Consider the following 11,226-nt stretch of genomic DNA (forward strand, 5'->3'; position numbering starts at 1 on the left):
GCTATGGATATCCTCAAGAATGTTCGCAAACAGGTAGATCAGTTGAAACTCAACCGGGAGATTGAGCAACTCAATCGTCTCGTTCAGGAAAATCCCCAGAACGCAGAAGCCCTCCGCCGACTCGCTGAGACCTATCAAGCGGCCAACAACGTAGACGCGGCGATTTCCCACTTTATCCAACTGGCTGATCTGTATCGTCAAACCAAACAGCATGAACTGGCGCTGGCCTTTTACCGAAAAGTAGAGCGGATGGTTGATAGCGACCACCGGGCCACAATCCTCAAGCAGATGATCAACATCTACTTTGAGTTGAAGCAGTTTGACCGGGCCTATGAGCATTGCCGTCATGTCATCACGCTCTACATTGCCGCGCAACAACCCGAAGCCGCGACTGGTTTCATGAAAATGTTGCCGGAATTCGGCGAAAAAGATGCTGATTACCGCAAAGAACTGCGGGAAATGATTCAGGAGCGCGATGAGAAGTGGATGCAGGGGGCCAAAGCGACCTGGGTTGACACCGGTGCCGGAGGCGGTGCGGGTGGAGAAGAGGATTTCTCTGACCGATTGATTCTGCTTGTTGATGATGAACCGCACGTGTTGATGATTCTTGAAAAAATCATTCGCCCCCTTGGATGCCAGATCATCACGGCCAACAATGGGGTCGAAGCCCTCGAAAAAGCCCGCCAGCAAACTCCATCAATTATCATTTCGGATCTCATGATGCCGAAGATGGATGGCAGTCAACTTTTTGCCACCTTGCAGGGAGACGATGTGTTGAGTGCCGTGCCGTTTGTGTGCCTGACCTCGCGCGACCAGGAAGACGAAAAGATCTCCGCGTTTGAGAAGGGGGTTGAGGATTACTGGAGCAAGCCCTTTAGCGTGAAGGAAATCCCGGTTCGGGTCAAACGCCTGCTGCGTCGAACCAAGCCAATCCGACCGGCAGTTGGCCAGCTCGCGGCCACCAGCGTGGTGGACCTGCTCAACCAGTTTGAGCGTGAACGTAAAACCGGCCTCCTGCAAATGGTGCATCCAAATCAGCAAAAAGCATCCATTTACTTTCGCGAGGGCACTGCCGTGGATGCTGAGTGCGGCACCAAACGCGGATTGCAGGTGATCTTCACGGTGGTTGGGTGGAACGACGGTTCGTTTCGATTTCTGCCACAGCCGGTGGCAAATCAGGACGTCATCAAGATGCGTGCGTCTGACCTGATTTTGGAAGCCCTCCGCCGGTTTGATGAAGAGCAGGAGTTGATGGCTCATCTGCCTGATTTACAAACCAAAGCCGCTCCCCCACCTGGATTTTCCCCAGGCTGGTACGCGCATATCAACCCGGATCTGGTCCGCAAAGTCCTGAGTATGGTTGATAGTACCCGGACGATTGGTGACTGTGTGGCCCGCTGTGATGGAGATTTGGACCAGTTGCGAATTCTGGCGGCGCTCTGGTCGCCTGAAATTCGAAAAACGCTGTTGCCGCCCGAAGCACAGGTGGCGCCTCAACCGCCACCACCGCCACTGGTTGCCCAGCCGTTGCAGCCAAATCCTTCGGGTGGGTATCCGATGTCGGGACCCAAGCCAGGAACTGAACCGTTGACGCCACAAGTTCCTCCAATGAATCCTGGATACGGAGGAATGCCTCCCATGCCTGGGCCGCCGATGTCACCGCAACCTGGACCGCCACAGCAAGGCGGGTGGGCCCAGTCGGGAATGTTTCCTTCGGCGGAGATGTTTCCCCAGCCGCCGCAACAACCCGGAAACTGGGGGCAATCTGGAACCTATCCGGCGGCGCCAGATCAACAGCCATATCCCCCACAAGGCTATCCAGGCTATCCCCCTGGCTACCCCCAGTCGCCGTATCCCGGCTATTCGGGTGGCTACCCCTCTCCCTATGGTTCACCCTACGGAGCGCCGCAATATCCTCCAGGCCAGATGCCACAGTACCCAGGGATGGCCTACCCGCCTGGGGCCGGGTATCCAGGACCACCCCAGCAGCCAGGGTATCCAGGTGGCGGCTACCCGCCAGGCAATATGCCGCAACAACCGGGCTATCCTGGGCAACCGCCACAAATGCCACTGACGCCTTCATTGCCACCACAACCCCCAGTTGCGGCACTGTCAAAACCGGCAGGTGGGCAATCAACCGGTCCGGTTGATGTCAGTATTGTCTTTCAGGATCCGCAAAGCGAAGTGCAACTGGCTCAAAAATTGTATGAAGCCGTGGTGACCGCTAAGCGACAGTGTGGGGAAGCCGTGGATGAGTTCACCTTCCAGCGTTTCCATCGCATCCTGGTCGAGCAGTCTTCCAAAATCAAAGGCCAGTTAAACTGCCCGCGAGTGGTATTTTCAGTCCAGGTCGAAGGAGGCCGGGTCAAGTTTATTGGGAAAGGCGCCTGATACCTGACAGGTGACAAGGTGACCGAATGACAAGGTGACAAGGTGACTGAATGACAAGATGACCGAATGACAGGTGACAAGGTGACTGAATGACAAGGTGACAAGGTGACTGAATGACAAGGTGATCGAATGACAGGTAACAAGGTGACTGAATGACAAGGTGACAGATCGCCAAATGAGATATACCTCACCTTGTCATCTTGTCACCTTGTCACCTTGTCACCTTGTCAGATTGTCATTGAGTCATTTCACCCTTCACATAATTCTGAAAGATTGAATCTCCCCTCATTTTTTTGATACAAACAAGGCTGCATCTCTTTTTCAAGATTCCCAACAGATGAGAAACATGGGCTTTGGCCGAACCTGGATTGACCTTTGGGGCTGGCTTTGTCTGGAAGTGTTGAAAGAAGGGATATTTTCTAGGGAAGTCCGAACAGGTGGGTATGGGAAGAAGAATTTTGGTCGCAGACGACAGCATTACGGTTCGCAAAAGTCTGCAGGCATTCTTAATAGAACAGGGCCATGAAGTCGTGGCGGTTGGGAATGGCGATCTGGCAACCCGGCGGGCAGGGGAAATGAGGCCGGAACTGGCGTTGATTGACATTTTAATGCCTGGGAAAAACGGCTATGAAGTCTGTCGCCATATTAAGCAAACCCTGGGCCTCCCCATTCCAGTCATCCTCTTGCGCAGTGATTTTGAGCCGTTTGATACCCGCGAATCGGTTCGTTCCGGTGCGGATCAGGTCTTATTGAAACCAATTGACCAGGACCAGCTCTTGTCAGCGATCCTGGAATCCTGGATTGCCTATGGTTTTACAGATGAAGAAGAACCTCCGCCACCGGAAGCCTCCTGGTCGGATGTCGCTGAGGATGTCGCCGCCATTCCAGAAGTGGAAGATGGGCTTCCATCTGAATTTCTGGCCACTCATCAGGACATGGATGGGTTTTTGTCACCCGATGTCATGGATTCAGGCGTCAGCTCGACTGCGGTTCCGGCCCGTGAAAGCTGGGAATCCACTGTCCCTGATCAGCCGTCATCCGTATCGCCCCCATCGCCGCAAGCACCGTGGGAGGAGACTGCCCCAGCGGCTGATGTGAACTATGCGGCCAGTGCCTGGACGTCACCAGCTCCGGTTTCTCCCTGGACTGAGGCCAGTGCTGTTTCTCCGGCCCAATATTCAGAAACTCCGGCGGTTGCAAGCTCGGTGATGACCGTGACCTCGACTGTGGTGCCAACGCCCTCCACCCGCCCTGGTCCACCGACGGCTGAGTTGGAAGATCCGTTTACGGTGGTTGCCCGCGGAGAGTACAAGTCCTTTTTTAAGGATCTTTTGAGAACCACCGGCGCTAACGAAGCCGTGTCGCTGCCGACGGATCCAGCGTTCATTGAACAGGCATTGACCGAGCTTTCAGACGAAGACGCCGCGCTGTTTGCCGCCATGATGGGAACTTCGGTTGAAGGGCTGCGACAGCGGGTCTCAGGCATCAGTGATCCGCATCCGACCCCAAATCCATTTGCCCCCTTGCCTCCGGTTTCAATTCCAACCCAGAATTTTGTCGTTCCGCTCAATCAGACCACCGAGATTGCGATGGACCCGACCGGCGGTGCCACCATCTCGTTTGATCAGGCCGAAGGAACAGTTCAAATTCATGGTTTGGTCCAAAAGGATGGGAGTTCGCTGGCCGTGAGTGAGGTTGAAATCCCCTATGCTCAGACCGGGGAGTTTATGGAATCGGTTCCAACCTACTTTGATGATCGGCGGGCTGCCTGGGAACTGAATCGCCCAACTCTGGCCCCGTCTACGCTGCCAGCTTCAGGTATTGAATCAGGGTCGTCACTTGATTTTGATGAAGTGGATGTGTCCTCCACACCCGAGGAAGTCATTGAAGCCTTGATGTCCGAATTTGAAGCCGAAGACTCGCCCACAGTTGAGGAAATGAGTGAGACGGGGAATCCTGGTAAAGCTTTTCCTGAGCCTGTGGTTGAAGTTTCAACCCTGACCGAGTTTTTAGACAACCCAGGTGATGTAGCCAGTGAGGCCGCCCCGCTGGCACTTGAGGACGTGATGGTTCCAACCCCAGTGGTGGAAACCATCAATACCGATCCGTTTGCCAATTCTCTGTTTGAAGTCCCAATCGAATCCAATCTGGCGGTGTGTATCGAATGTGGGTCTCCGGCCACGGAAGGCGACATTTTCTGCCGGGTGTGCAATACGGCCTTACCCGGCACCACCGGGTCGTTTGAAGCCATCAGAGTGGAATCTGTTTCAATGATGGTCTGTCGTCATTGCGGCGCTGGAATCAATCATGGTGACGTTTTTTGTCTCAAGTGCGGTGAAGTGATTTGACGAAGTCCGATTGGTGGCTATAGCTTTCCAGAAAAAGAAACCTGGTTGGGAGCACCGGCATTCTGCCGGTATCAATCGCTTGATCTTCAATCAGTTGCCGGCAGGATGCTGGCGTCCCAGGCAATATTGATCTGAAAAGCTATATCCCAGCCTCATGCTGCGTCTGGAGTCTATGTCAAAACCAATCATTGCTGTTGGAACCGATCTATTTTTCTCGTCCAAAATTAACGAAGCCAGTACCCAAACCGGTATCAAGGTCGAATTTGCCCGTCGTCCAGAAGATGTTCTGACCAAAGTCAGAGCGTTCCATCCCGCCTGGTTGCTCATTGATCTCAATAGCCAAAGAGTCAATGCTCTGGACGTAATTTCAGGAGTACGAGCCGAAGCTGAACTCGATTCAATTCAAATCCTGGGTTTTATTTCACACATTCAAAAGGAGTTACGCCAGGCAGCCATGCAAGCCGGTTGTTCAAAAGTCATCCCCCGGTCTGAATTTTCCGCCCGACTTCCTGAATTATTGCTGGAGTTGAGTGCGTGATGAGGTTGACTGGATGCCGCCGCGACTCCCCCAGAATAGAGGTTTGTGCATGAAAGAAGAAATGGAAGTGTTTCATCGTCACCTCCAGAAAGCCAAGCTCAAACGCACCACCCAGCGCGATTTGATTTTAGAAGTATTTCTGGAGACGGAAAAACACCTCAGCGTCGAAGAACTGTATGATCTGGTCAAGCACCGGGATCCATCCGTCGGCTTTACCACTGTGTATCGAACCATGCACCTTCTGGTTGAAGCAAAACTGGCGCGAGCCGTGGAATTTAACGATGGTCGGACACGGTATGAACACGAATATAAACATGACCATCACGATCATCTGATTTGTACCGAGTGCAGTGCCTTAATCGAATTCTTCAGCCCGGAAATCGAACGTCTCCAGGAAGAAATTGCCAAAGAACACTCTTTTCTGATCCAAAGCCACAGCCACCGGCTTTTTGGCGTCTGCCGTGCTTTTCACAACCAGGAAGCCGAGCTTCCACCCTATTGCCTGAAAAGATAAAGGTCAGTACCACCTGCGGAGCGGGTGGGGTTGTCCATTTGCTACCCACCCGCTCACGCAGGCGGTACTGACAGTTTGGTTAGGATTTGGCGCGTTTGACAAACTCGCCGGTGGTGGTATCCACCAGAATGCGTTCGCCAACTTCGAGATAAATCGGCACTTTGACACTGGCGCCGGTTGAAATTTTGGCATTTTTCAACACTTTCCCGGTTGCGGTGTCTCCGCGAGCGCCGGGTTCAGCTTCAGTCACTTCAAATTCCAGGAACTGAGGCAGCTTCACCCCCACCACTTCACCATTGAACAGAATTGATTTCACAATGGCTTCTTCGGCCAGGAACGGAATCAGATCTTCCATCTTCTCGGCTGGGAGACCGAATTGTTCAAACGATTCTTGATCCAGGAAGAAATACTCGCCGCCACTTTCATACAGATACTGGGCTTCGCGTTCCTCCACATCTGGTTCGTCAAAGCGGTCTCCGGCCTTGAAGGTCTTGTCAAACATATTGCCGGTAATGAGGTGACGGACTTTCGTCTTGTAGAGGGTCGAAGCGCCCCGAGCCGATGGGCTCTGGACCGAGTAATCCACAATACTGAACGGTTCGTTGTCAATTAAAATCTGCGCACCGCGCTTAAATTCTGCGGTTGTGATCATGCACGAAATACTCCTTTGAATGCAGTTGAATAAGAAATCAGGGTTCGGGGTTCGGGGTTCGGGGTTCCGGGTTCCGGGTTCCGGGTTCGGGGTTCGGGGTTCAGGGTTTTCGTTTTTGTTTATCCTTTTGGTTTTTCAATTACTGAACCCGGAACCCCAGCAGGTCGTGAACAACCTGCCTCAATTCAGCCATCGCTACGCGGCGAAAACCATAACAACATCAATTTCGAAAACCCTGAACCCTGAACCCCGAACCCTGAACCCTGAACCCTGAACCCTGAACTAAGGTTGATGCTCTTTGAGCAATGCCGAAATCGCTGGTCGCAATTCTCCGACACAGCACAATCGGCGCAGGCGAACTGGCTGGATGCTGGCGACAATTTCCGAAACGTCAATCAGATCGGCCAGTCCTGATTTTCCGCTGCCGCGTTCGACCAGAATCGGGTGTTTTCCGCTGCCAGGGCGAAAATAGGGAATGTCCCGGCTCAGTTGGACAGTGACGGCCCGATGCGGCGAAATTGGGCTGCCGGTTACCAGTGCCTGGCCTTGATGCAGGATTTGTTCGACGGTTTCATCCGTCATATCTGGCGGCACGTCCAGCGTTTTAAACATCCGCCGGTCAGAAAATCGGTTTGCCAGATCAACCAGTTCCGGGTCGGCGCTCAAGGCCCACCGTTTGAGATGCCATAAAATATCAACATCATCCAGTGACAGGTATTGCTGAACCGTCAGGGGTTTTCCGGTCAGGAAATTCATCAACCCGCTGGTCGTGTCGTCAGTCACCAGCTTTTGCGCTTGAAAGAGTTCAACCGCCCGTTCAATCGCACCTGAAAAGACCGCTTCGGCAGCTTTAATTAAATGATGAAAGTACAGTTGGCGAAACATCCGGTTGCGAGACTGGATGAATTCTTCGATGGCGTGCAAGCCCTTGGCCCGGATAAAGAGCGTATTGGCCGCCGGATCAACTTCCAATGAGGACAACAGCCATTCCAGGTCATAGTGGCCATAACTGACGCCGGTCATCAGCGAATCCCGCAGCAAATAATCCAGCCGATCACAATCAAACTGCGACGAGACCACCTGACACAGAAACCGTTTGGAAAAGGTGCCCTGCAAGATCTGAACAATCGCCGCCGGCAGGTCCGCGTCAACACTTATCAGGATTTGGTTGAGCGAGCTGGTTGGATCGGTGAGAAGGGAAATCGTCCAGGTTTCATGCCGGAATTTGGCAATCGGTTCAATTGTGTGCGAAAACGGCCCGTGCCCAACATCGTGGAGCAGGGCAGCCGCCATCGTGGCCATTTTCTCAAATCGGCTCAAGGAAACTCGCCGCTCAATTCGGGCCAGCATGCGTTGGGAAAGGTGCATTGTCCCAATGCTATGGGCAAAGCGACTGTGTTCGGCCCCCTGATAGGCAAAGTAAGCCAACCCAACCTGGCGAATCCGACGCAATCGCTGAACTTCTGAGCTGTCAATCAGGCGATTGAGCAGGGCACCTTCAACCGTGTCGGTATCCAGGGAAATGATATTGTGGACTGGGTCTCGAAAATTGCGATAACCGCTGCTGGCAGGGGCATCAACATTGTGAGTCAGTTCGTGCATAGCTCACCATCTGGCCGAAATCAGGTTGTTGATGCCTTGAGTAACAGGCTGGAGGGAAATTCCGAGCTGAAAGGAGTCGCTTGACAAGAACACAGGTTGAAAGAGGTACAGTTTTGGCTCAAACACCCTGCCCAGATCAGAGACGCTGGACTCTGGGTCAGGCTTCAGGTTTTACCCGGCGCACACGCGTTTTCTTTTCTTTTGAATCCGTTCCGCTGGTATCTTCGACAACCGCCGCCGCTGGCTGCTCTTCAAAACTCTTGAGCGCTTTCTCTTCGTCATCATACATTCGAAAGACGCTTTCAAGTCGTGAAATCTTGATGATATGACTCACGCTCTGGGATGGTTTCAGGAGTTTTAACTGACCGTTGGCCTGTTCAATATGCTGGTAACATTGCAAAAGACTGCCGACACCGGTACTGCTGATATAGCTGACACCACTCAGGTCAAGCAGGAAGTTGACTTCGCCAGCCGCAATCATCGAGTCAATGCGTTTGCACAAATCGTCATTGGCTTCACTGGGTGCCATGCGGCCCGTGACTTCGAGGATATTCACCGTTCCTGCTTTTTTGATCAGGCGATAGCGTGTTGGGCGGCGCGGCATAACGCCCACGTTTTTTGCGCCGCGATTTGGATTGTCGTACTCGTGATCAGCCATACATTATCCTTTTGGTCCGTTCATCAACCCCCTGGTGATTGATCTCGTCCGCACTGGCTGCAAGGGATGAGGTTGCAGGGCGGTATATCAGGATGTCAGATGTCGAAAGCCTGAATAAAATAAAATGGAATGAGCTCTCAGAATTTGCTAAAGGAAGTGAAATCAATGGTTTTCACGACCAACTGGGCAAACTTGAAAAGTTTCCCGCCTGGTTGGACAAGATAAAAATTGATGACACTTTATGCTGAGAACAAATGTGAATGCTTCATGCGAGAAACAGAAGTTGTGGTGGTCGAGGTGGTCGAGATCACAGAATCTGTTTCGAACTGGAATGAACTGTACTGTAATTGCTGCCAAAGCCTACCACAATGATTGTTATCGTCAACCTGAATCCTGCTGTTGATCGTCTGCTTACCTTCTCGAAAATCCAGCCTGGAATGGTTCATCGGTCTCGGTCTGTCCAGCTTGTGGCGGGTGGAAAAGGGATCAATGTTGCCCGAGTTCTCAGCCGTCTTCAGACTCCGGCTGAGGTCTGTTTGTTTCTCGGCGGTGACACCGGGCGACTGCTGCAGCGGTTGCTCACACAAGAGGGAATCGTCCCCTGTGTGATCGAAACCACCGTCGAAACCCGGTGCTGTTCAATTGGATATGATGAATCCACGGGCGAAGATACCGTCTGGAACGAGCCCGGTGAATCACCCACCGCTGACCAGTGGCTCACCTATCGTCAACGGTTTGGCGAGCGGATCAAACCTGGGTCGCTGGTTCTGCTTTCCGGAAGTGCTCCGCCACAGTCCCCCGAGTCCATTTTTCAGGCGTTGACCCGTCAGGCCCAGACGGCTGACTGTCGGGTACTGGTTGATATTTCACCAGCCGATCTCTTGAAAGTGCTCCCGGCAAACCCCTGGCTGGTCAAACCAAATCACCACGAAGCCGGGAACGCACTCGGTCAGTCGGTAGCGACGGTACTGGATGCCATCCAGGCCGGTCGTGAATTGTGTTTGCGTGGAGCGCAAAATGCCTTGATCACGCTTGGGGCACAAGGCGCCGTGCTGTTGACGAATGCTGGCGAAATCTGGCACTTGACCGTACCCGATCTCTCAACCTTCGGTCGGCTGTTTCACACCGGTGCCGGAGACGCCACGCTGGCTGGGATTGCCTGTGGACTCCAGCAAAAACAGTTGCCCCTTCTGGAAGCCGTGCAGTTTGGTCTGGCCTCGGGAACGACTTTTACCCGATATGGGCGAACGCTTGACCCGGCGGAGGTTGAGCGAATGGTGAATGAAATTGGGCTGAAGAAAACGGGCTTAGGGAGCGTTAAAAAATAAGTTCCTGGGGCGCGTTCTGCCACGTCCAGGTTTTGGTCTTGCACCGCGAAGCGGGGGAGCACTGGAGAGAACGAACCTGTTCCCGGTGGTAGCTCCCAAAACCTCGCAACCACCGGCTATCCGAACGGCAGCCCTCCGGGATGCTCAATCCAAATGCCTGATTCCCAAAAGAAAACGGGAAGTTGACCCAAGCCCTGTTTTTTTCAGCCCCGTATTTATTTTTCCAAATTTGCTGGTACACCCTGTGGAAATTTTTCCTGGATGGCCGCTTTAATTTTATCAATCCGGTTTTCAGGGTTGGGATGAGTACTGAAAAACTCTGGATTTCGGTTGCCTTTAGACGCCTGAGCGAGGATTTCCATCACTCCGATCATGCCCTGGGGGTTATAGCCAGCTTCGGACATAAAGCGAACGCCAAGCGTGTCGGATTCGAGTTCATCTTCGCGGCCATACTTCATATTGACCAGATTGCCGATGGCGGCGGCAAGCTGGGCGGCCTGTTGACTATCAGCCCCAACTCCGACGGCGGAAACCAGGCCCTGAGTGAGGTTTTGTTTCGCCATGTGTTCCGCGCCGTGACGACCAATGACGTGTCCGATTTCGTGACCGAGCACGCCTGCCAACTGGCCGTCAGTTTTCAACTGTGTCAGGAGCGCCCGGGTAATGAAGACCTGCCCGCCAGGAAGGGCAAAGGCATTGATGGTTTTTGAATCATTCAAAACATGGAACTCAAACTGGTACTTGCTGTTGCGGGCGGTGGATTGCTGCACCAGCCGGTTTCCAATCTGGTCAACTCGGGCATTTTCCTTCGGATCAGAGGACTCCCCACCATATTGCTGGAGCATTTGCGGCGCCGCTTGCTGCCCAAGCGCGACTTCCTGGTCTTCAGTCAGTGCGACTTGTTGAACTTCACCTGTAATCTGGTTTTTTTGGGTTGACCGAAAGTACCCAAAGATCGCTCCGAGGGCCACCACCACGGCAATGACCAGTCGAACTTTCAAATTTCCCCGGCTGTTTTCCATAAATTTGCTCCAAAAACATGTGGTGACAAGTTTTATTGACCGTTGCATAATTTACTTAACTTTTTAGATGTCTAAACCAGCTCCTTGAAAAAAAGATTTGATCAACTGTGGCTTACTCCGGAGTCTCATCACCGCCAAATGCAACTCTCGGCCCAGAACCTCAAAGTTCGGAC

The 11,226-nt window shown here is 52.9% G+C and carries 10 protein-coding genes; 6 read left to right on the plus strand and 4 right to left on the minus strand.

Going from position 1 to position 11,226, the window contains the following annotated elements:
- Positions 1 to 3 precede the first annotated feature (3 nt).
- From HY774_05230 to HY774_05245, 4 genes are all read left to right on the plus strand, one after another.
- On the plus strand, positions 4 to 2,391 hold the full coding sequence (locus HY774_05230) for a response regulator (GenBank protein ID MBI4747867.1): 2,388 nt from the start codon (positions 4 to 6) through the stop codon (positions 2,389 to 2,391).
- 443 nt (positions 2,392 to 2,834) lie between these two features.
- The gene (locus HY774_05235; GenBank protein MBI4747868.1) at positions 2,835 to 4,739 is read left to right on the plus strand and encodes a response regulator; all 1,905 of its coding nucleotides are present in this window, start codon (positions 2,835 to 2,837) and stop codon (positions 4,737 to 4,739) included.
- Between the two features lie 172 nt (positions 4,740 to 4,911).
- Complete coding sequence (locus HY774_05240) at positions 4,912 to 5,277, plus strand: hypothetical protein (GenBank protein ID MBI4747869.1); 366 nt, start codon at positions 4,912 to 4,914, stop codon at positions 5,275 to 5,277.
- A gap of 49 nt (positions 5,278 to 5,326) precedes the next feature.
- Positions 5,327 to 5,791 (plus strand): transcriptional repressor, encoded by a 465-nt coding sequence (locus tag HY774_05245; protein ID MBI4747870.1) that lies wholly within the window; start codon positions 5,327 to 5,329, stop codon positions 5,789 to 5,791.
- 79 nt (positions 5,792 to 5,870) lie between these two features.
- Here the strand turns inward: HY774_05245 and efp are convergent, their stop codons facing one another.
- The 3 genes from efp to HY774_05260 all read right to left on the minus strand — a co-directional run bounded on the left by efp (position 5,871) and on the right by HY774_05260 (position 8,703).
- Entirely contained in the window at positions 5,871 to 6,443 is a 573-nt protein-coding gene (gene efp, locus HY774_05250) for an elongation factor P (GenBank protein ID MBI4747871.1), read from the minus strand.
- 282 nt (positions 6,444 to 6,725) lie between these two features.
- Positions 6,726 to 8,045 carry an HD domain-containing protein gene (locus HY774_05255; GenBank protein ID MBI4747872.1) on the minus strand — a complete coding sequence of 440 codons (1,320 nt, stop codon included), beginning with the start codon at positions 8,043 to 8,045 and terminating at the stop codon, positions 6,726 to 6,728.
- A gap of 157 nt (positions 8,046 to 8,202) precedes the next feature.
- Positions 8,203 to 8,703 (minus strand): STAS domain-containing protein, encoded by a 501-nt coding sequence (locus HY774_05260; protein MBI4747873.1) that lies wholly within the window; start codon positions 8,701 to 8,703, stop codon positions 8,203 to 8,205.
- 92 nt (positions 8,704 to 8,795) lie between these two features.
- Here HY774_05260 and HY774_05265 point away from each other — a divergent pair, with 92 nt between their 5' ends.
- Both HY774_05265 and HY774_05270 read left to right on the plus strand, forming a co-directional pair.
- The gene (locus HY774_05265) at positions 8,796 to 8,951 is read left to right on the plus strand and encodes a hypothetical protein (GenBank protein MBI4747874.1); all 156 of its coding nucleotides are present in this window, start codon (positions 8,796 to 8,798) and stop codon (positions 8,949 to 8,951) included.
- A 120-nt stretch (positions 8,952 to 9,071) separates the two neighbouring features.
- A complete protein-coding gene (locus HY774_05270; GenBank protein MBI4747875.1) occupies positions 9,072 to 10,031 on the plus strand; it encodes a hexose kinase in 960 nt (319 codons plus the stop codon).
- 215 nt (positions 10,032 to 10,246) lie between these two features.
- Here the strand turns inward: HY774_05270 and HY774_05275 are convergent, their stop codons facing one another.
- A complete protein-coding gene (locus HY774_05275; protein MBI4747876.1) occupies positions 10,247 to 11,053 on the minus strand; it encodes a M48 family metalloprotease in 807 nt (268 codons plus the stop codon).
- Positions 11,054 to 11,226: the final 173 nt, after the last annotated feature.

It is taken from the genome of Acidobacteriota bacterium, from assembly GCA_016208495.1.
Taxonomy (GTDB): Bacteria; Acidobacteriota; Blastocatellia; order Chloracidobacteriales; family Chloracidobacteriaceae; genus JACQXX01.

Bases quoted from the DNA above. Each gene is read 5' to 3' on its own strand.
- HY774_05270 (MBI4747875.1), top strand. From the start codon at position 9,072: ATGATTGTTATCGTCAACCTGAATCCTGCTGTTGATCGTCTGCTTACC.
- efp (MBI4747871.1), bottom strand. From the start codon at position 6,443: ATGATCACAACCGCAGAATTTAAGCGCGGTGCGCAGATTTTAATTGAC.
- HY774_05260 (MBI4747873.1), bottom strand. From the start codon at position 8,703: ATGGCTGATCACGAGTACGACAATCCAAATCGCGGCGCAAAAAACGTG.
- HY774_05245 (MBI4747870.1), top strand. From the start codon at position 5,327: ATGAAAGAAGAAATGGAAGTGTTTCATCGTCACCTCCAGAAAGCCAAG.
- HY774_05230 (MBI4747867.1), top strand. From the start codon at position 4: ATGGATATCCTCAAGAATGTTCGCAAACAGGTAGATCAGTTGAAACTC.
- HY774_05265 (MBI4747874.1), top strand. From the start codon at position 8,796: ATGTCAGATGTCGAAAGCCTGAATAAAATAAAATGGAATGAGCTCTCA.
- HY774_05235 (MBI4747868.1), top strand. From the start codon at position 2,835: ATGGGAAGAAGAATTTTGGTCGCAGACGACAGCATTACGGTTCGCAAA.
- HY774_05240 (MBI4747869.1), top strand. From the start codon at position 4,912: ATGTCAAAACCAATCATTGCTGTTGGAACCGATCTATTTTTCTCGTCC.
- HY774_05275 (MBI4747876.1), bottom strand. From the start codon at position 11,053: ATGGAAAACAGCCGGGGAAATTTGAAAGTTCGACTGGTCATTGCCGTG.
- HY774_05255 (MBI4747872.1), bottom strand. From the start codon at position 8,045: ATGCACGAACTGACTCACAATGTTGATGCCCCTGCCAGCAGCGGTTAT.